This is a genomic window from Gordonia sp. (in: high G+C Gram-positive bacteria) (assembly GCF_012515855.1).
Lineage (GTDB): Bacteria > Actinomycetota > Actinomycetes > Mycobacteriales > Mycobacteriaceae > Gordonia.
The window spans coordinates 1-19,504 of record NZ_JAAYXO010000211.1 but is presented as its reverse complement, the minus strand read 5'-3'; the positions used below and the strand labels follow the sequence as shown (position 1 = coordinate 19,504).

17 protein-coding genes are annotated in these 19,504 nt (G+C 68.2%); 10 read left to right on the top strand and 7 right to left on the bottom strand.

Annotated elements, in window-relative coordinates; translation table 11 throughout:
* From GX543_RS15645 to GX543_RS15630, 4 genes are all read left to right on the top strand, one after another.
* The coding region (locus GX543_RS15645) for an acyl-CoA dehydrogenase (RefSeq protein ID WP_290853244.1) at nucleotides 1–558 on the top strand (558 nt) is incomplete at its 5' end.
* Nucleotides 559–674: 116 nt separating this feature from the next.
* Nucleotides 675–1,913, top strand: a complete 1,239-nt coding sequence (locus GX543_RS15640) for an MFS transporter (protein WP_290853242.1) — start codon at nucleotides 675–677, stop codon at nucleotides 1,911–1,913.
* Between the two features lie 115 nt (nucleotides 1,914–2,028).
* On the top strand, nucleotides 2,029–2,310 hold the full coding sequence (locus tag GX543_RS15635; RefSeq protein ID WP_290853241.1) for a hypothetical protein: 282 nt from the start codon (nucleotides 2,029–2,031) through the stop codon (nucleotides 2,308–2,310).
* 184 nt (nucleotides 2,311–2,494) lie between these two features.
* Nucleotides 2,495–2,776 (top strand): hypothetical protein, encoded by a 282-nt coding sequence (locus GX543_RS15630; RefSeq protein ID WP_290853239.1) that lies wholly within the window; start codon nucleotides 2,495–2,497, stop codon nucleotides 2,774–2,776.
* Nucleotides 2,777–2,851: 75 nt separating this feature from the next.
* Here GX543_RS15630 and GX543_RS15625 read toward each other — a convergent pair whose 3' ends face one another.
* The gene (locus GX543_RS15625) at nucleotides 2,852–3,232 is read right to left on the bottom strand and encodes a helix-turn-helix transcriptional regulator (RefSeq protein WP_290853237.1); all 381 of its coding nucleotides are present in this window, start codon (nucleotides 3,230–3,232) and stop codon (nucleotides 2,852–2,854) included.
* 56 nt (nucleotides 3,233–3,288) lie between these two features.
* The gene (locus tag GX543_RS15620; protein WP_290853236.1) at nucleotides 3,289–3,807 is read right to left on the bottom strand and encodes an ACT domain-containing protein; all 519 of its coding nucleotides are present in this window, start codon (nucleotides 3,805–3,807) and stop codon (nucleotides 3,289–3,291) included.
* 440 nt (nucleotides 3,808–4,247) lie between these two features.
* Here GX543_RS15620 and GX543_RS15615 point away from each other — a divergent pair, with 440 nt between their 5' ends.
* Nucleotides 4,248–4,742, top strand: a complete 495-nt coding sequence (locus GX543_RS15615; RefSeq protein WP_290853234.1) for a MaoC family dehydratase — start codon at nucleotides 4,248–4,250, stop codon at nucleotides 4,740–4,742.
* 67 nt (nucleotides 4,743–4,809) lie between these two features.
* Nucleotides 4,810–6,489, top strand: a complete 1,680-nt coding sequence (locus GX543_RS15610; RefSeq protein WP_290853231.1) for an alpha/beta fold hydrolase — start codon at nucleotides 4,810–4,812, stop codon at nucleotides 6,487–6,489.
* A gap of 82 nt (nucleotides 6,490–6,571) precedes the next feature.
* Here GX543_RS15610 and GX543_RS15605 read toward each other — a convergent pair whose 3' ends face one another.
* From GX543_RS15605 to GX543_RS15595, 3 genes are all read right to left on the bottom strand, one after another.
* The gene (locus tag GX543_RS15605) at nucleotides 6,572–7,348 is read right to left on the bottom strand and encodes an SDR family NAD(P)-dependent oxidoreductase (protein ID WP_290853230.1); all 777 of its coding nucleotides are present in this window, start codon (nucleotides 7,346–7,348) and stop codon (nucleotides 6,572–6,574) included.
* Between the two features lie 151 nt (nucleotides 7,349–7,499).
* Complete coding sequence (locus tag GX543_RS15600) at nucleotides 7,500–9,146, bottom strand: VanW family protein (RefSeq protein WP_290853228.1); 1,647 nt, start codon at nucleotides 9,144–9,146, stop codon at nucleotides 7,500–7,502.
* A 262-nt stretch (nucleotides 9,147–9,408) separates the two neighbouring features.
* Nucleotides 9,409–10,716, bottom strand: coding sequence for an acetyl-CoA C-acetyltransferase (locus tag GX543_RS15595; RefSeq protein WP_290853226.1), 1,308 nt, complete (start codon nucleotides 10,714–10,716; stop codon nucleotides 9,409–9,411).
* Between the two features lie 210 nt (nucleotides 10,717–10,926).
* On the opposite strand from GX543_RS15595, the gene GX543_RS15590 reads away from it, so the two are divergent.
* Entirely contained in the window at nucleotides 10,927–12,294 is a 1,368-nt protein-coding gene (locus GX543_RS15590) for a 3-oxoacyl-ACP reductase (RefSeq protein WP_290853246.1), read from the top strand.
* Between the two features lie 14 nt (nucleotides 12,295–12,308).
* Nucleotides 12,309–13,193 carry a MaoC/PaaZ C-terminal domain-containing protein gene (locus tag GX543_RS15585; protein WP_290853225.1) on the top strand — a complete coding sequence of 295 codons (885 nt, stop codon included), beginning with the start codon at nucleotides 12,309–12,311 and terminating at the stop codon, nucleotides 13,191–13,193.
* Nucleotides 13,194–13,301: 108 nt separating this feature from the next.
* Here the strand turns inward: GX543_RS15585 and GX543_RS15580 are convergent, their stop codons facing one another.
* Together GX543_RS15580 and GX543_RS15575 are read right to left on the bottom strand one after the other, a co-directional pair.
* On the bottom strand, nucleotides 13,302–13,922 hold the full coding sequence (locus GX543_RS15580) for a TetR/AcrR family transcriptional regulator (protein WP_290853224.1): 621 nt from the start codon (nucleotides 13,920–13,922) through the stop codon (nucleotides 13,302–13,304).
* Between the two features lie 30 nt (nucleotides 13,923–13,952).
* Nucleotides 13,953–15,173, bottom strand: a complete 1,221-nt coding sequence (locus GX543_RS15575) for a glycoside hydrolase family 3 N-terminal domain-containing protein (protein WP_290853223.1) — start codon at nucleotides 15,171–15,173, stop codon at nucleotides 13,953–13,955.
* Between the two features lie 73 nt (nucleotides 15,174–15,246).
* Between GX543_RS15575 and GX543_RS15570 the strand changes: the two genes are divergently transcribed.
* Nucleotides 15,247–15,450 carry a DUF2613 family protein gene (locus tag GX543_RS15570; protein WP_290853222.1) on the top strand — a complete coding sequence of 68 codons (204 nt, stop codon included), beginning with the start codon at nucleotides 15,247–15,249 and terminating at the stop codon, nucleotides 15,448–15,450.
* Between the two features lie 44 nt (nucleotides 15,451–15,494).
* On the top strand, nucleotides 15,495–19,504 hold a 4,010-nt coding region (locus GX543_RS15565; protein WP_290853221.1), incomplete at its 3' end, for an alpha-(1->3)-arabinofuranosyltransferase.

Here is a 19,504-nt window from a genome sequence, read left to right as displayed (position 1 = left end):
TCCGGCTTCCTGCAGGACTACCCGATCGAGCAGTACATCCGCGACTCGAAGATCGACTCGCTGTACGAGGGCACCACCGCCATCCAGGCGCAGGACTTCTTCTTCCGCAAGATCATCCGCGACAAGGGCCAGGCACTGGGTCACATCGCCGGCCAGATCCAGGACTTCATCGACAACGGCAAGGGCTTCGACGCGGAGCGCGCGCTGCTGAAGACCGCCAACGAGGACGTCCAGGCCATGGCGGCCAAGCTCACCGGCTGGCTGATGGGCGCCCAGGAGGATCCCAAGAAGCTGTACCTGGTCGGCACCGCCTCGGTGCGCTTCCTGATGTCGGTCGGCGACCTGATGATCGGCTGGCTGCTGCTGCGCCAGGCCGTCGTCGCGCAGGCCGCACTGGACAACGGCGCCTCCGGCGACGACAAGGCGTTCTACGAGGGCAAGGTGGCCTCGGCCCAGTTCTTCGCCAAGAACATGCTGCCGCTGCTGACCTCGCTCCGCCAGGTGATCGACAACAACGTCGACAACGACATCATGGATCTCGACGAAGCCGCGTTCTGATTCGGTTTCACCAAGCAGCCTGAAGACAAGAGAACCCCGCCGGTCGTCCGGCGGGGTTCTCTGCGTCGACTACCGTCGAATCAGTTCGATCGCCTTCACAGATACCCGAGGACGCCATGGCCACCCCCGCGACCGCTCCGCCGGACGCAACCGCTTCCACCCATCCGCAGCGTTGGGCGTTCGCGCTGCTGCTGGCCCTTCTGGCCCTGGCGCTCGGCTGCTCCGGATTGCCGTCGCCCCTGTACCCGATCTACCAGCAGCAATGGGACATGAGCCCGCTGACCATCACGGTGATCTTCGCGGTGTACGCGATCGGCGCCCTGGGAGCGGCCCTGACGGTCGGACCGATCTCCGACGCCGTCGGCCGCAAGCCGGTCTTGATCACCGCTCTGGTGTCGATCCTCCTGGGACTGGCGCTGTTCCTGATCGCGAACACCGCGTGGGTGCTGATGGTCGCACGGTTTCTGCATGGTGCGGCGATCGGCGCGATCACCGTGACCGCGGGTGCGGCCCTGCTCGACGTCCGCCCGCTCGCCGGCGCGCGCAACGGGGTGGCGAGCGGAATCGCCTTGAACATCGGAATCACCATCACGGTCCTCAGCGCCGCCGCGGCCGCCGAGTGGGCCACCAACCCGCTGCGCGTTCCCTATGCGGTGGTCGGAGTCGTGGTCCTGGCGATGCTCGCCGCAGTCATCGCACTGGCGGAACCGCACGTCGACCGCCCCGGCGGCCGCATCCGCGTGCAGCGACCGTCGATCCCGAGGGAGATCCGCTCGGACTTCTGGTTCTCCGGCATCGGGATCATCACCGCATGGTCGGTACTCGGCGTCTTCATGAGCCTGTACCCGTCGCTGACCCAGCAGGCGACCGGCCACACCTCGGCGATGTTCGTCGGCGTGGTCATCGGCATCATGGCCGCCGCCGCGGCCACCGCGCAGTGGCTGGGGAAAGGCCTCGACCCTCGACGCGCCGCGATCGTCGGTGACCTCGGCATGATCGCCGCGCTGCTGTGCGCCATCTGGGCGCTGCGGAGCGGTTCGACGACGTTCGTCGTGGTCGACGCGATCGCCCTGGGCGGCACCTTCGGCCTGGCTTTCGGCGGGTCGCTGCAGCACCTCAACAACGTGGCACCACCCGACGCCCGCGGCCGGGTGATGAGCGCCTACTACCTGCTCGGCTACCTCGCGATGGGCATCCCGACCGTTGTCGCGGGCGCTTTGGCCTCGCGCTACGGCACGGCTGCGATCTTCCCCTGGTTCGCCGGCACCGTCGCTGTCGCCTGCCTGGGCGCAGCGATCCTCGGCGCACTGGGCACGCGCACCGCCCCGCCCGTCGAGAGCGACGTGCCGCTCTGACTCCGCAAGCCTCATGTGGCGGAAGCCACAGGATCAGTTAGCAGTCATTGTGCTAACTTGTTAACTGTCAGAGCGGATCGAAGTTCCGCCCTTCCAGATACAGAGGAGCAACACCATGGCCGCACAGACCGCCGCAACCACGTTCACCAACGCGATCGACGCATCGACCAAGCAGGTCGAGGACGTCCAGGCCGCACTGCTGAACACCGTCAAGCAGAGCACCCTCACTTCGATCGACATCTACGAGAAGTCGGTCAGCACCCTCCTCGACCTCCAGAAGAAGTTCATCGTCACCACCGACATCCCGGCAATCGACGACCTGATCGCAGCGCAGACCAAGCTGGTCGGCGACGTCAACGCAGCCGGCCTCTCCGTGGCTCGCTCGGTTTTCGCGTAACAGCGCCGAACCACGCCGACGGCGCGAACCCCACCCCCAGGGTTCGCGCCGTCGGCGTTTCCGTCCGTATACCGTCCAGCCATGTGATCGACACCACGAAGATAAGTTAGCAGTCATCATGCTAATCTGTTAACTGTCAGAGCGGATCACAGTTCCGCCCTTCCAGATACAGAGGAGCCACACCATGGCCGCACAGAACGCCGCAAACAAGGTCACCGACGCGATCGACGCTTCGACCAAGCAGGTCGAGGACGTCCAGTCCGCACTGCTGAACACCGTCAAGCAGGGCGCCCTCGCTTCGATCGACATCTACGAGAAGTCGGTCAGCACCGTCCTGGACCTCCAGAAGAAGTGCATCGTCAGCACCGGCGTCCCGGCGATCGACGACCTCGTCGCAGCGCAGACCAAGCTGGTCGGCGACCTCAATGCGGCCGGCGTCTCCGTGGCCCGCTCGGTGCTCGCGTAACAGCACCGCACAACGCCGACGGCGCGAACCCGATCCCGGGTTCGCGCCGTCGGCGTTTTCTGCTCGGCCGACCGATCAGCCGTCGTCCTTGGCGGTCCCGCGTCGCCGATTCGCGATCGTCACCTCGGTAAAGGTCTGATACATCTCCTCCAGGGCGCCCCGCTGCGCACGCGTGAGGTCCGGATCCCGACGGATGGCCGTGATCACCTCCGACGGCCCCTCCGGGTCCGACTTCCGCGTGGACATCGCGAGCGAATCGGCCGACAGGTGCAACTGATCAGCGATGGCCTCGAGCACCTTGTCGCTGGGCTCTCGGAGATTCCGCTCGATCTGCGACAGGTACGGGTTCGAGATTCCGACGATCTCGGCGAGCTTGCGCATCGGCATTGCCGTCAACTCGCGCTGAGTTCTGATCAGCTCGCCCAGCGACGGCGGCTGGAAGTCCCTGTCGTTCATGCGCCCATGATATCGAGGCTCGACCTGGAGCGAATCGCCCTCGCCGGCACGCGACGCTAGTCGCCGTCGATCCCCAGATCCACCAGCAACTCTTCGGCGATGCGTTCCAGGTCGGCTCGGATGGTCGACGTGTCGGCGCCCGGCGGCACCAGAACTTCCAACTGCGCCTCGAACAGCATGCCGCCCGCCATCGGGGCCTCGCGTGTCCCGGTGACCATCTTCTCGATGGTGACCCCACTGGCGCTGAGCGCGGCGGACAACTCGTGCACGATGCCCGGGCGGTCGTTGCCGAGGACGCCGATGGCGAGCGACGACCACTCACCCGCACGCGCCACCGACTCGCCCGCCGAGTGCACCACCACTTCGAGCAGGCCTTCGAGGTTGGTGACGGCGGTGATGAGCTCGCCCGAGTGGTCCTGCGGAACTGTCACGACGACGATGCCCGCAAACTTTCCCGCCAACTGGGCGAGCTGACTGCGCTCCCAGTTGCCCCCGTTGGCCGCGACGGCGTCGGCCAACGCCGAGACCAATCCCGGGCGGTCGTCACCGATCACCGACATCACCAGATTTCGCATGGGTGAAGCGTATCCCGGCCGGTCGACGATTCGCATCGGTCTGCGAATTCACGCGTCGCACAACGAGTTTCGCGCCTGACTCGAATCAGCGAAAATTGCACTCCGATAAGGGTTCTGAATTCGCGATACTCAATACCGATAGCCTACTCGCGAGTACGGCGCTAACCCTACTTATGAGTAACTCCTAGCGACGTGGAGATCCAGGAGAGCCGTCGGACAATCTGACCTCTGAACAGCGCAGATGCCGACCATCGTCCGTCAGTCAGATTCCTCACAGAACGTAGCGATCAGCATTTGAATCACTTAGATTGAATTCATCAGATAAGACGATCTCCACGCCAGTCACTGGACGACCGAATCGCTTTAGTCCCCGATCCGAATCACATTCACACACTGATCGAATAGCCGATTGATGTCGGCGTTCACCATGTTAGGACGACGTGACCACTTCCCCCGACAACGGCACTCCCACCGCGACTCGACGCATCCGCATCGCCGAACTCCCGTCCTTGACCGACCAGGAACTGGGAACGTCGAAGCGCATCCGGATCACCCAGGAACAGGTGAACGCGTTCGCCGACGCGACCGGTGATCACCAGTGGATTCACGTCGATCCCGAGCGTGCCAAGGACGGACCGTTCGGGACCACCATCGCGCACGGGTACCTCACCCTGTCGCTCACCGTCCCGCTGTTCTGGGATCTCCTCGACGTCGACGACGCCGCGCAGATCATCAACTACGGCCTCAACAAGGTACGGTTCCCCGCGCCCGTGCCGGTGGGATCCGAGGTGAGTGCCTCGGCCCGTGTCGTCGCCGTCGACGCGGTGACCGGCGGCTGGCAGCTCACCGTCGCGCTGACGTTCAACGCGGAAGGCGTCGACCGCCCGGTCTGTGTTGCCGAGATGATCATGCGCTACCTCGGCGACGTCGACTGAGCCGTCACGCTCCGCGCCACCCTCCCCGTGCACTAGAGCTCGAGCCCGACCAGCAGTGAAACAGGATATGAAGAACTCTCTCGTCAACCGAATCAGCGCCGAGATCGACCCCATCGGCTTCTTGGAAGCGACCGCCCGCACTGTCGGAGCCTCGGCGAAGAACCCGCTCGGCATCGCCCGGGCCACCGGCGACTTCGCCGCGCGGATGGGCAAGATCCCCGGCGCCGCGACCCGCGTGACCCTCGGGCTCGGCGATGCTCCCCGCTGCCCGGAGTCGGCGCGCGACCGTCGCTTCTCCGATGTCGCCTGGAACGAGAACCCCGGGTACTACACGATCGCAGAGACCTACTTCGCAGCCCGCAGCTACGCCCTCGACCTCATCGAGGCCGGCGAGGGCGATCCGGCCACCACCGCCAAAGCCAAGGCGTTCGTCGAGATGGTCTGGGATGCGATCTCCCCGTACAACTCGCCGCTCACGAACCCGAAGGTCCTCATCAAGGCGATCAACACCGGCGGCAAGTCGCTGGTCCGCGGCGCCCAGCACGCACTGTCCGACGTGGCCACGCGCAACGGCAAGCCGCTCCGCGTCGACATGGACGCCTTCACCGTGGGCGAGAACATGGCATGCACTCCCGGCCAGGTGGTCTACCGGAACGAGCTGATGGAGCTCATCCAGTACGCGCCGCAGACCGAGGACGTGCACGCGGTCCCGATGCTCGCCAGCCCGCCGTGGATCAACAAGTACTACGTGATGGACCTGGCGCCCAACCGCAGCCTCATCGAATGGGCTGTTCAGCACGGACGCACGGTGTTTGCGATCTCGTACCGCAACCCCGATGCGAGCATGAGCTCGGTGACCTTCGACGACTACCTGGAACTCGGTATCCGGTCGGCGCTCGACGTGATCCAAGAGATCACCGGTGCTCCGAAGGTCGATCTGACGGCCGTCTGCCTCGGCGGCGCGATGTCGGCGATCGCCGCGGGCACCGGCGACGAACGCATCGGCAACCTGACGCTGATCAACACGCTCCTGGACTATTCGGATCCCGGCCAGCTGGGCCTGATGACCGACCCCGACACCCTCGACAAGCTCGAGACGATGATGGCCAAGCGGGGCTATCTGCCCGGCTCGTCGATGGCGGACACCTTCGACATCCTGCGCGCCAACGACCTGATCTTCGACTACTGGGTGTCACGCTGGATGCTCGGCGAGGAGCCGCCCGCCTTCGACCTGCTCGCGTGGAACGAAGACGCGACCAACATGCCCGCCGCCATGCACATCCAGTACCTGCGCCAGCTGTACGGCGCGAACCTGCTGGCCAAGGGTGAGTTCGAGATCTGCGGCGAGACCGTCGACCTGAGCAAGTTCCCCGGCGAGGTCTACGTGGTCGGCGCGATCAACGACCACGTGGTGCCGTGGACGTCGTCGTACGCCGGCGCTCGGCTGTTCGGTGACGGCGTTCGCTACGTGCAGTCCAACGGCGGCCATATCGCGGGCATCGTGAACCCGCCGAACAAGCGGAGCTGGACGGCCGCGGTGGGCGAGCCCGAGGCTCCCGAGCAGGAGCCCATGCCCGCCGATCCCGCCGCGTGGCGCGACGCCGCCACCGTCCAGGAGCACTCCTGGTGGGAGGACTGGGTTCGCTGGTACACCCCGCGCGCCGGCGAACGTCAGGCGCCGCCGACCATGGGCAGCGAGGCCAACCCGCCGCTCGCCGCGGCTCCCGGCTCGTACGTGCTGGGCTGACGGCTACCGCACACGAAAGAACGGCGCGACCCTCTCGGTGAGAGGGTCGCGCCGTTCTGCGCTGTCTGCGGTTCGAGTCCGCTTACTTCGGAGGCATCCGGATGCCGCCGTCGACGCGGACGACCTCGGCGTTCATGTACGAGTTGGTGATGAGCTCCTCGACCATCGAAGCCAACTCGTCCGGCACGCCCAGGCGCTTCGGGAACAGGACGCTCTCGCCCAGCTTGGCCTTGAAGGCCTCCGACTCGGGGCCGGTGCCGTAGATCGGGGTGTCGATCAGGCCGGGGGCGATGCAGTTGACGCGGATGCCCGCAGCCGAGAGGTCGCGTGCGACCGGCAGGGTCATGCCGACGACGCCGCCCTTGGACGACGAGTACGCGGCCTGGCCGATCTGACCGTCGAACGCGGCAACCGACGCGAGGTTGACGATCGCGCCGCGCTCACCGTTCTCGTTCGGCTCGTTGCGGCTCATGGCGGTGGCGGCCAGACGCACGCAGTCGAAGGTGCCGATCAGGTTGATGGCGATGACCTTCTTGTAGAGGTCCAGGTTGTGCGCCGAGGCGAACTCGCCGTCGCGGCCGATGGTGCGCTGCGCCCAGCCGATGCCCGCCGAGTTCACGACGGCCTTCAGCGGTCCGAGCTCGACGGCCTTGTTGATCGCGGCCTCGATCTGCGCGGTGTCGGTGACGTCGACGGCGACGAACGCGCCGCCGATCTCCTTGGCCAGGGCCTCGCCGTCTTCGGCCTTGAGGTCGGCGATGACGACCTTGGCACCCTGCGCAGCGAGTCGGCGGGCCGAGGCCGCACCGATGCCCGACGCGCCGCCGGTCACGATTGCACTTGCTCCATTGATATCCATGTTTCGGAGCTTATATCTCCGTGAGCGAGGCCACGGCAGTGGGCCTAGAACATGTTCTGTTCGGGGCCTTCTCGTATTTGAATCCCCGATTCGGGCCGATTCGCCGATTTCGCGCGAGTTCTCGCCGTATCGGGGATTCAAATCCGAAACGTCAGCCGCAGCGGACGATCGGCTCCGGGGCGTACTGCTTGATCCGCGTCTCGCGACTGATCTCACGACCGGTCTTCGCGCTGGTCACGATCCGTGTGTCCGACGCAGTGAAGCCGGGGGCGCCGCCGCTCGGCACGCAGTCGGCGGATGCAGGCACCTGCACCTCGGAGGGCGAGGTCGGATCGGTGCGCGGACCGGTCACCGATTCCACCTCGACGGTCTTGGTGCTCCACATGCGGACCGTCACGCTCGACGGGCTCCACGAGGTGTCGATCACGATCCCGTACTTGGTGTTGTTCTTGAACTGCAGGTCGATGGCGCCCTCGAAGACCGTCGCCTCGCGTGCTTCGGGATACCGCGAGATGTAGTAGTCGTGCTCGGTGTGCGCGACGTCCTCGAGGCCTGCGAAGTAGGCGGCGTTGTACAGCGTCGTCGCGAACTGCGAGATGCCGCCGCCCACCGCCTTCGACGGGCGACCGTGGTCGATGATCCCCGACTCCACGTAGCCCTGCGCGGTACCGCGCGGGCCGGTGTAGCCGTTGAGGGAGAAGGTCTCGCCGGGCAACACCAGCGCACCGTTGACCTCTTCGGCGACCAACCGGATGTTCTCTCCCGACGGTCCGCTGAAACCGCCCGTGGTGAACTCCGAGACCACCTCGCGGACGCCGAGGCCGCGCGCCCGCTTGGTATCGACCTTGGGCTTGGTGATCTTGTACGCCACCCGACCCGATCGATCGTCCTCGGAGACGACGAGCTTCTCCATCACGTCGGCCGTCCGGCGCCAATCGACCTTGGCGCCCTCGGCGGACGGAACCACGGTGGGGGTGCCGCCGCCGACGCGGAAGCTCGCGTTCACCGGCTCGGACTCGGTGGACGCCGCACGCTCACCGAGAACCTCCCTGGCCTTCTTGGGGTCGACCTGCGCGACGAGGCCGCCCTTGCCGTCGGGGACGAACGTCACCAACTCGCCGGCTTCCCGCGGCGACACGATCACCCGGCTGCCACGGCCCGCGAGCGGAACCGCCGACGCCGTCACCTTCTGCGCGGGGCCGTCGAGTGCCGCCTGAACCGTCTCCGCCGATACCGTCGGGGCGAACGGCTCCATCGCCAACTCCACGGTGCGCCCACTGAGCCAGGTCTGGGAGATCGTGGTCTTGGCGGCGGCGCGGTCGATGCGCAGCCCCTTCGACGGGAAGTCGCCGACGGCCTCGAGCCCCTCGAAGTGCACTCCGCCTTCCACCGCGGCCTTCTCCAGCTCACCGCGATGTGCGTCGAGTTCGGCGTTGAACTTCTCGTCGTCGATCTCGACCACCGGTACCACGCTGCGCGTGACTCCGATCATGCCGAGGAATCGGTTCCACGGGTTCTTGGGCTGCTCCATCAGTCGGTCGAGCGTCGCTTCGATGTCGAAGGTCGCACCGAGCGCTGTCGGGTCGATGGCAGCCGAACCCGACTGGGTGGTGACCGAGATGGGCGCATGCGCGGCGGTCGTCAACGACGTCAGGACGGTGCGGGCCTCATCCTCGGAGAGGTTGCCCAGATCGAACTCGGCGATGTGCGCCCCACGCGCGGTGTGTCCGTGGCTGAGCGCCGCGTCGACCCCGAAGGCGACGCCGATCACCAGGAGACCGCCCACGATTCCGCGCACAATCCACCTACGGCGGTGGGCGGTGTCAGCAGAAGGAGTCACAACTATCGGATGGTAGACGCAAGTAAAGGCTCCAGCTGAACCGCCGGGTCGGGGGTCTGGCGGTTCAGCCGGAGCTACCTCGTATATAGGTCCGGCACCCCGGCGCGTTACACCCTCCGGGAAACATTCTTCTCACGTCTCGCCGAGGACCAGAAAGCCCCGGTCAGCGGACTGTTGCCAGTCCGGCCGACCGGGGCTCCGGTGGTGATGCCTGCGTCGATCAGCCTTCGACGATCGCCGTGACGCCCTGGCCGCCCGCGGCACAGATCGAGACCAGCGCACGACCGCCGCCGTTCTCCTTGATCTGCTTCGCGGCCTGCGCGATGATGCGACCGCCGGTGGCGGCGAACGGGTGGCCCGCAGCCAGCGACGAGCCGTTGACGTTGAGCTTGCTGCGATCGATGGCGCCCAGCGCCTTGTCGAGCCCGAGACGCTCGGTGCAGTACTCCTCCGACTCCCACGCCTGCAGGGTGCACAGCACGACGGAGGCGAAGGCCTCGTGGATCTCGTAGAAGTCGAAGTCCTGCAGGGTGAGGCCGTTGCGCTCCAGCAGACGCGGGACCGCGTAGGTCGGAGCCATCAGCAGACCGTCGGGACCGTTCACGTAGTCGACGGCCGCGGTCTCGGTGTCGCGCAGGTAGGCCAGCACCGGGAGCTTCTTCTCCGCTGCCCACTCGTCGGTGGCCAGCAGGACGGCCGACGCGCCGTCGGTCAGCGGGGTGGAGTTGCCCGCGGTCATGGTGGCATCGCCGAGGCTGACGCCGAAGACCGGCTTCAGGGTGGCCAGCTTCTCGACGGAGGAGTTCGGGCGCAGGTTCTCGTCACGGGTCAGGCCCATGAACGGCGTGATGAGGTCGTCGAAGAAGCCGCGGTCGTAGGCCGCGCCCATCTTCTGGTGGCTGGCTGCGGCGAGTTCGTCCTGGTCGGAACGGGTGATGCCGAACTCCTTGGCGGTGATCGCCGCGTGCTCGCCCATCGACAGGCCGGTGCGCGGCTCGCCGTTCTGCGGGATCTCGATGCCGAGCTTGGTGGCCAGGCCGAGGGCTGCCTTGATGCGATCAGCCGTGCTCTTGGCGCGGTTGACCTCGAGCATCTGGCGGCGCATGCCCTCTGAGACGGCGATCGGGGCGTCGGAGGTGGTGTCGACACCGCCGCCGACGGCGGCGTCATAGCGGCCGTTGGCGATGCCGTCGGCCACGATCTGGATGGCCTGGAGGCCGGTGCCGCAGGCCTGCTGCACGTCCATGGCCGCGGTGTACGGCGACAGCGACGAACCGAGGACCGACTCGCGGACCAGGTTGAAGTCGCGCGAGTGCTTCAGCACGGCGCCGCCTGCGACCATGCCGAGCTGCTCGCCCTGCAGGTTGAAGCGGCTCACGAGGCCCTGCAGGGCCGCGGTGAACATGTCCTGATTGCTGGCGGTGGCGTAGGCGCGGTCCTGGCGCGCGAACGGGATGCGGTTGCCGCCGATGATGGCGACCGGGCGCTGCTGGCGGGTTTCCGGCTTGCGGGGGGTGTACGAGGCCACGAAGCTCACTCCTGATGATTCTCGACGTCGACGGAATCGACCTTGCCTGTATTCTTACTCACGAGTAAGTTCCTTGTCGACTCCTGAAACCTGCGGCACATGTCACAGGCGCGCGGACTACTGCTCAACAGCGGGGTCCGCATAGGGTCTCCGGCAAGAAGGATTCCCGCCCATCAGGACATTGGAATTCGTTCACAGACATCTAAGGAGATAGTCGTGGCAGGCAACACCGACCTGTATTCGTCCCTCGTCAACAGCGGCCCGGGTGCGTTCATCGCATCTCGCGTCGGCCTCCCCCAGCCCCCGACCCTGCGCCGCTACTCGGCGTCGCAGCCGGCACTGGCCGGCCCGGTCCTGCTCGGCGGATCCGGCCGCCTGGTGGAGCCCGTCCGCGAGATCCTGACCGCGGGCGACGACTACACGCTCGTCGAGAACAACGCCGGCGGTCGTAGCGCGGACAAGCTGGGCGGCGTGGTCTTCGACGCCACCGGAATCACCACCGCCGCCGAGCTGGAGCAGCTCTTCGAGTTCTTCACCCCGACCATGCGCTCGGCGGGCAACTCGGCTCGCTACGTGGTTCTCGGAACCACGCCCGAGCTGGTCAAGTCGCCCGACGAGCACGTCGCACAGCGCGCCCTCGAGGGCTTCACCCGCTCGCTCGGCAAGGAGCTCCGCAACGGCGCGACCGCCCAGCTGGTGTACGTCTCGCCGAAGGCCAAGACCGGCGTGTCCGGCCTCGAGTCGACCCTGCGCTTCCTGCTGTCGGCCAAGTCGACCTACGTCGACGCCCAGGTGATCCGCGTCGGTGACGCCGAAGCCGCCTCGATCGAGAGCTGGGACAAGCCGCTCGCAGGCAAGGTCGCCCTCGTCACCGGTGCCGCTCGCGGCATCGGCGCCACCATCGCCGAGGTCCTCTCGCGCGACGGCGCGCACGTCATCGCCGCCGACATCCCCGCCGCGGGCGAGGCCCTGAGCGAGACCGCCAACAAGATCGGCGGCACCGCCCTGCCGCTCGACGTGACCGCCGCCGACGCCGGCGCCACCATCGCCGAGCACGTCCTGGAACGCCACGGCGGCCTGGACATCATCGTCAACAACGCGGGCATCACCCGCGACAAGCTGCTCGCCAACATGGATGCGGGTCGCTGGAACTCGGTCATCGCCGTCAACCTGATCGCACCGCAGACCCTGGTCAACGAGCTCGTCGAGCGCAAGGCCCTGCGCTCCGGCGGCGCCGTGGTCGACGTCTCGTCGATCGCGGGCATCGCGGGCAACCGCGGCCAGACCAACTACGGCGCCTCGAAGGCCGGCGTCATCGGCCTGGTGGACACCTACGCGCCGATCCTCGGCAAGCTGGGCATCACCATCAACGCCGTCGCACCGGGCTTCATCGAGACCGCCATGACCGCGGCCATCCCCCTCGCCACCCGCGAGGTCGGCCGTCGCATGAACTCGCTGCAGCAGGGCGGCCAGACCGTCGACGTCGCCGAGACCGTCGCGTACTTCGCCAGCCCGGCGAGCAACGCGGTCACCGGCAACGTGGTCCGCGTCTGCGGCCAGAGCCTGCTCGGCGCGTGAGCCAGGGACGCACGATGACCAAGACCGTCACCCTGAAGTCTCTCCCGGGCGCGGGCCAGCTGTACCCGAAGGCCGTGGCAGCCATGCTGCCGGTGATCGGCAAGCCGGCCCGGGTGAGCCCGACCGCGACGCTGCCGGACACCGTCTTCCGCATCGAGAACCTGCGGATCGACAAGGCTCAGCTCCAGGAGTACTGCCGCACCACCGGTCTGCAGTTCGGCGCCACCGTGCCGCTGCCGTACCTGTTCGTGCTGCAGTTCCCGCTCGCCATGAGCATCATGGTGACGCCGGAGTTCCCGTTCGGCGCGGTCGGTTCGGTGCACGTCGAGAACAAGATCGAGCGCCTGCGGGCGATCGGCGTCGACGAGCCGCTCACCATCACCGCGCACGCCGAGAACCTGCGTGAGCACCGCAAGGGCATGCTGGTGGACGTGGTCTCGGAGTTCCGCGTCGGCCGCGAACTGGTGGCCGTGCAGACGGTGACCTTCCTGAAGCAGCAGCGCACCAGCCTCTCCGACGAGAAGCGCGGTCCCGCGCCCAAGGACACGGCCCCGCCGCCGCCCGACCGCGTGGTCAGCGTCGATCTGGGCCTGATCCGCCAGTACGCGGCCGCGTCGGGCGATCGGAATCCGATCCACATGGCCGATCTGTCGGCGAAGGCGTTCGGCTTCAACCGCGCCATCGCGCACGGCATGTGGAGTGCTGCGGCGCTGCTGGCCAACGTCGAGGCGCAGTTGCCGGAAGCCGTGGTCTACTCGGTGCGCTTCGGCAAGCCGATGTTGCTCCCCGCCAAGGTGAACATGTACACCACCAAGGTCGAGAACGGCTACGACCTCGCGGTGCTCAACCGGCGCAAGGGCTACCCGCACGTGACGGCGACGATCCGTCCTCGCGACTGACGTCCTCACCGGATACGCGTAACGCGTCGATTCCCGCACTTGGTCTGACCGAGTGCGGGAATCGACGCGTTATGCGTTGATCGAGTAGGCGCGCCAGGGCGCCCGTGCCTAGATCTCGTCGCCCACCGCGTCCGGGGCGACGCCGACGCCGCGGAGGCCGCGCCAGGTGATGCCGAGCAGCAGATCGGTGGCGCGTTCGAGGTCGATGTCGCCTTCCGCGATCCGGTCGGCGACGGCCTCGCCCGCGCCCACCAGCGCGACGGCGGTGAGCTCGAAGTCGAGATCGCTCGCCCCCGTCGTGGTGCCGCGCCGGATCAGGTCGGTGATCATCGCGGTGATGCTGGTGCGGCTGTCGGTGACGATGTGCGCGAAGCTGGTGGTGCCGATCGCCACGCGATACAGCAGACGCCACGACTCCGCGTTCTGGTAGACGAACCGGAGGAACTCGCGCACCAGCGTGCGGGCCTGGTCCTTCTGCCGCATCGACGGATCGAAGCCCTCGGCCATCGATTCCATGAAACGCCCGGACTCGCGGGCGATGCAGGCGCTGAACAGTTCGTCTTTCGACCCGTAGTACAGGTAGAGCATCGGCTTGGAGATCTTCGCCTCGGCGGCGATCACGTCCATCGACGTGTCGGCGAACCCGTTCGCGGAGAAGGCAGCAATGGCTGCATCGAGCATCTGCTGCTCCCGCACCGCGCGCGGCAGCCGTTTCGTTCCGCTGGCCATGCCCTCAACTTACCACTGAGTAAGGAGATCTCACGAGCAGCGCAGCACGCCCTTGGCCTTCAGGATCCGGACCACCGAGCGATCCACCCGCGCGGTCGAGAGCTTCCCGCCCTTGACCGCCTTCTCCAGGGTGTCGAGCACCGAACTCACGCGGTCGGTGCTGAGCCACAGGCCGACGTCGGAGCCCGCGGTGATCGACTTCAGCACGGCCTGCTCGATCGAGTACTTGTCGGTGATGGCCTTCATGCCGGAGAGGTCATCGGTGAACACCACACCGTTGAAGCGCGGGGCGTCGTACTTCTTGCCGCTGCGCAGCATGCCGATCGCGGCCGGGCTGATGCTGGCGGGCGTCTCCGGTCCGGTGAGGCCGGGGACGATCAGGTGTCCGACCATCACGCCCGCGTTGCCGGGGTCCTTGAGCAGCTCCCGGAACGGGACGAGGTCGCTGTTCTGGAGTTCGGCCAGGGGCGGCGTCACCACGGCGCCCAGGTGCGAATCGCCCGATCCGTGACCGTGTCCGGGGAAATGCTTGTAGACCGGCATGATGCCGGCCTCCTCGAGTCCCTTCGCGAATGCGCCCGCGTACTCGGTGACCTTCTCCGGGTCGTTCGAGAACGAGCGGTCGCCGATCACGGCATCGTCGGGCTCGTCGCTGACGTCGGCCGACGGCGCGAAGTCGACGGTGATGCCGAGCTTGGCCATCTTCTGTCCCGCCGACTTGGCCGCCTTGCGGACCTGCTCGGCGGTCATCGTCTCGCCCATCACCCGGGCCGACGGCAGGTCGATGCCGAGATCCTTCAGCCGGTTGACCCGACCGCCCTCTTGATCCACCGTCACCATCAGCGGAATGTCCCGGCTCTTGGACAGTTTTGACACCGAACCGTCGGTGAGCATCGTCAGGTCGGTCCAACTGCCGACGAAGACGCCGCCGATCTTCTCCTTCTTGACGATCTGTCGGGCATCGGCCGCATCGGTGACGCCGACCACCAGCATCTGCGCCAGCTTCTCCCGCAGACTCAGCTTCTTGAGCTCGTCCGCACCGCACGCCGCGGGCTTCGACGCCGCGCTGCTCGACGCCGGCGCGCTGGACTTCGACGCCGAAGCAACCGTGGACGACGATGCGGTCGCTGACTCCTGCGCCGGATCGTTGGAGCATGCGGTGGTGACGAACAGTCCGGCCGCGGCGGCGAGAGCGAGCAGCGCGCGACCGGCGCCGACACGGGGCGAGGACAGACGAGTGAGGTGACCCATCGGCCCAGTGTTTCACGTCGCATCGGCGCTTCACGACGGCGGCCGACGTCCGCAGGATGGTACTTTGGGGCCCATGCTGCGAGAACGTCTGATCTATGGTGCCGTCGCCGGCGTCGTCGGCGTCGTCGTCGGCATCGGTGCGGTGTTCCTCGGCGGCCAGCTCGCCGCGGAGAACAAGCCCTCCACCGACGTGAACAGCTTCAACGCGGAGAACGGCTTCGTCCAGGGATCGGTCGACTACGGATCCCGCGGCGGCGGCGACGGCGCCAACCACTGACCGGTGACGCCACCCGGCGCTCCGGTGACAGGAAGCCCGTCGGCGTGAGGTCCCCCGACCGCACCCTCGACCATCGCGACGGCATCATCGTCGCCGCGGTCGCCCTGCTGATCTCCTTTCTGCAGCGGCCCGGACTCGTCTCACCCGACACCAAGCTCGATCTGACCGCCGACCCGATCGGCTTCCTGACCCGCGCCGCGCACATCTGGTCGCCGGACGCCCCGATGGGGCAGGTACAGAACCAGGCGTACGGCTACTTCTTCCCCCACGGACTGTTCTTCGCGATCGGCGACCTCCTGCACCTGCCCCCGTGGATCACTCAGCGGTTCTGGTGGGCCCTGCTGCTGATCGTCGGATTCATCGGCATGGTGCGCGTAGCCGAAGCACTGCGCATCGGGTCCTTCGCCTCCCGCATCATCGGCGCGAGTGTCTTCGTCCTCGCTCCGCGCGTGATGACCACGCTCGGCACCATCTCGTCCGAGACGCTCCCGATGATGCTGGCGCCGTGGGTGCTGCTGCCGGTGATTCGCGTCCTCGACACCACCCGCGACGACGGCGAACAACGTCCGGTGTGGCAAGAGGCCGCGCGGTCGGCGTGCGCCATCGCGCTGATGGGGGCGGTGAACGCCGTCGCGACCGCCGCGGCGGTCCTGGTCTCGGTGATCTGGTGGCTGCTCGCGACCTTCGCTCGCGACGCCGATCGTCGTCGGGCTCTCGTGTTCGGCGCCTGGTGGCTGCTCGGGATGGCCGCAGCGTGTCTGTGGTGGATCGTCCCCCTGCTGATCCTGTCGCGGATCTCGCCGCCGTTCCTCGACTTCATCGAGTCGGCGAACGTCACCACCGAGTGGACGTCGCTGACCGAGGTGCTGCGCGGGACCGATTCGTGGACCCCGTTCGTCTCTCCGGAGCGAGCCGTGGGGGCCGTCCTGGTCTCCGAGCCCGCGGCCGTTCTCGCGACCGGACTGCTGGCCGCGGCGGGCCTGGCCGGCCTGACGATGCGTGCGATGCCGCACCGCGGCCGGTTCGCAGTGCTGCTGGTGGTGGGCCTGCTGGCGATCTGCCTCGGCTACCCCGGCGCGCTCGGCTCGCCGGTGCGCGACGCGGTGATCGCCTTCCTCGACGGCCCCGGCGCCGCGCTCCGCAACATCCACAAGTTCGATCCGCTGATCCGACTGCCGCTGGCGCTCGGCATCGCCCACCTGCTGGCCCGCGTCCGGGTGCCCGCCCGGGCCCCGGCCCGCAGCCCCGGCGCCGAACGCGGGTTCGCCGCGGCGCTGGTGGTGGCCGTCGCGGCGTTCGGATCGGGTTCGCTGCTGTGGACCGGCGGCTTGGCGCCGACGCAGAGCTACCGTGCGCTTCCCACGTACTGGCAGCAGACCGCCGACTGGCTGGCCGACGCCCAACGCGACTCTCCGACGCCGACGCGGGCACTGGTGGTGCCCGGGGCGCCGTTCGCCGATCAGCTGTGGGGTCTCACCCGCGACGAGCCGCTGCAGCCGCTGGCCCAGTCCCCGTGGGCGGTTCGCGATGCCATCCCGTTGACGCCGCCGGGGGCGATCCGGGCGATGGACTCCGTGCAGCGCGCCCTCAGCTCCGGGCGCGGCTCTCCCGGACTGTCCGCCGCGCTCGCCGAGCAGGGCGTCGGCTACCTGGTGCTGCGCGCCGACCTGGAGCCGTCGTCGTCGCGCTCGGCACGACCGCTCGCGGTGGCACAGGCCATCGCGAACTCCCCCCGACTGTCGGAGGTCGCACGTTTCGGACCGATGGTCGCGCCGCCGACGCTCGACGGCGTGGTGGTCGACGACGGCCTGCGCCCGGAGCTGCCCGCGATCACCGTCTACCGTGTCGACGACGCCGTCGGCGGCCCGGGCCTGGTGGGCGTGGACGCGCTGACGAGGGTGAGCGGCGGGCCGGAGTCGCTGCTGTCGCTGCAGGACTCGCGCCGTCGCGCGGGACTGCCGCCGTTGGGTCCGTCGGTGCTGGCCGCCGACGCGCAGCGCGCGGGACTGCCGCCGGCGCCGTTCGTCGTCACCGACACTCCCGTCGACCGCGAGGTGGACTTCGGTCGAGTGGACGACCACTCGTCGGCGATCCGCGCCGCCGACGACCCCCGACTCACCAAGAACCGCGTCGCCGACTATCCCGTCGACGGGCAGCGGCTGGTGCGCGCCCAGTGGCTGCTCGACAACCAGCCCGGTCGGGTGCGGGTGACCAGCTCCGGCTCGGCGTCCGACGCGACGCAGCCCGGCCGCACCTCCCCCGCCAACGCCACCGCCGCCGCGTTCGACGGCGACCCGGACACCGCGTGGGTGAGTCGCGGCCTGGAATCGGCGGTCGGCCGCTGGATGGCATTCGAGTTCGCTGAGCCGCGCAGCGACCTCGCCGTCACCCTCACCACCGCCAAAGCGCTCGGCTCCGACGTCTCGATGGTGTTGATCACCACCGACACCGGCAGCACCGTCGCCCAGGGCCTGGAGCCCGGGGTTCCCGCGCGCGTGCTGGCGCCGAGCGGTCCCACCACCCGTCTCGAGGTCCGCGCGATCCGCACGGCCGACGGGTCGGGCGGCAACCAGTTCGCCGTCGCGGACTTGCAGTTGTCGGACGCGAACTCGGGGACGCCGCTGGCCATCCGGCAGCGCACCGTGCTGCCCACTCTCGACGCCGCCGACACGGTGAGCGGCTGGGAGCTGGGTCCCGAACTCGCGCTGCGGCCGGACTGCGTGACGGCAGCCGACGGTCGGGCGTACTGTTCCCCCGCCCTCGGCCTCAGCTCGGAGAATCCGGGCGTCTTCGGCCGCACCCTGTCGGTGCCGTCGGCCACGGCGGTCGTGCCGACGGTCACGCTGCGTCCGACGGCGAGCGGCGAGCTGTCGGCGCTGCTCAATCGCCCCGGAACAATCACGGCCGAGGGAAAGTCGGCGGTCAGCGATCCCCGCGGCACCGCGTCGGCCGCGGTCGACGGCGACCCGAACACCACGTGGGTCGCGACGGGGCCGGGCACGTCCGCCAAGAAGAAGGAACCGTCGCGCCTCACGCTCACGCTCCCGGAGGCGCGCGAGGTGTCGGGGCTGCGGTTTCAGACGCCCGACCGATACCCGGCACGCCCCACGCGGGTGACCGTCGAACTCCGCGACGGCGACCGCACCGTCTCGAAGGTCGCGGCGAAGGTCGACGACGAGGGCGCCGTCCGATTCCCCGCGCAGCGCGCCGACTCCATCGTGATCTCGGTCCAGAAGTCCAGCGACCTCATCAACATCAACGCACTCGGGTTCGCCGAAGACGCTCCGGTCGGACTCAGCGAGGTCCAGGTGCTGCCCGGCGGCGCCAACCCGAAGCCCGACGACGACCGCCGCGTCGAGATCCGCTGCGACACCGACCCCCTCGGCCCCTACGGCCTCGGCCTGTCGGTGTCGGGCCAGGTGCTCCGACTGCAGGCCGAGACCACCGCGGGCGCCCTGCGACGCGGCGAGCCGATCACCGCGACCGCCTGCCCGGGCCCGCCGCTGCAGCTGGCCGCGGGCGAGCAGGAGTTGTCGGTGAACCCTGGCCGCGCCTTCTCGGTCGACGCGGTGTCGCTGCGGGTGCCGGGGCCGTCGGACGCCTCGACCGAGGTGACGCGACCGGATGTCGAGAAGTGGGAGGCGACCAACCGATCGGTGGCGGTCACCGCCGTCGACACCGATCGCGTCCTCTTCGTCCCCGAGAGCACCAATCCGGGCTGGCACGCCCGCATCGACGGCCGCGAGCTGTCGCCGGTCGTCGTGAACGGCTGGCAGCAGGGCTGGGTGCTGCCCGCGGGCATCGCGGGCACGGTGGCCCTGACCTTCGACCTCGACGTCCCCTACCGCTGGTCGTTGATCGGCGGCCTCACGCTGCTGGTCCTGCTGTTCGCCGTGGCCTGCTGGCTGCGGCGCCGCCGTCGCCCCACCCCCCAGGCTGGTCGAGTCGACCGAGGCGCTAGCCGAGGACGTATCGAGACCCCGACCCGCGTCACCGCCGGTCTCGATACACCGACTCACTCCGTTCGCCGGCACTCGACCAACGTGGTAGGCGC

Coding starts and splice junctions, on each gene's coding strand:
- GX543_RS15640 (WP_290853242.1), top strand. CDS start 675: ATGGCCACCCCCGCGACCGCTCCGCCGGACGCAACCGCTTCCACCCAT.
- GX543_RS15635 (WP_290853241.1), top strand. CDS start 2,029: ATGGCCGCACAGACCGCCGCAACCACGTTCACCAACGCGATCGACGCA.
- GX543_RS15630 (WP_290853239.1), top strand. CDS start 2,495: ATGGCCGCACAGAACGCCGCAAACAAGGTCACCGACGCGATCGACGCT.
- GX543_RS15625 (WP_290853237.1), bottom strand. CDS start 3,232: ATGAACGACAGGGACTTCCAGCCGCCGTCGCTGGGCGAGCTGATCAGA.
- GX543_RS15620 (WP_290853236.1), bottom strand. CDS start 3,807: ATGCGAAATCTGGTGATGTCGGTGATCGGTGACGACCGCCCGGGATTG.
- GX543_RS15610 (WP_290853231.1), top strand. CDS start 4,810: ATGAAGAACTCTCTCGTCAACCGAATCAGCGCCGAGATCGACCCCATC.
- GX543_RS15605 (WP_290853230.1), bottom strand. CDS start 7,348: ATGGATATCAATGGAGCAAGTGCAATCGTGACCGGCGGCGCGTCGGGC.
- GX543_RS15585 (WP_290853225.1), top strand. CDS start 12,309: ATGACCAAGACCGTCACCCTGAAGTCTCTCCCGGGCGCGGGCCAGCTG.
- GX543_RS15580 (WP_290853224.1), bottom strand. CDS start 13,922: ATGGCCAGCGGAACGAAACGGCTGCCGCGCGCGGTGCGGGAGCAGCAG.
- GX543_RS15575 (WP_290853223.1), bottom strand. CDS start 15,173: ATGGGTCACCTCACTCGTCTGTCCTCGCCCCGTGTCGGCGCCGGTCGC.
- GX543_RS15570 (WP_290853222.1), top strand. CDS start 15,247: ATGCTGCGAGAACGTCTGATCTATGGTGCCGTCGCCGGCGTCGTCGGC.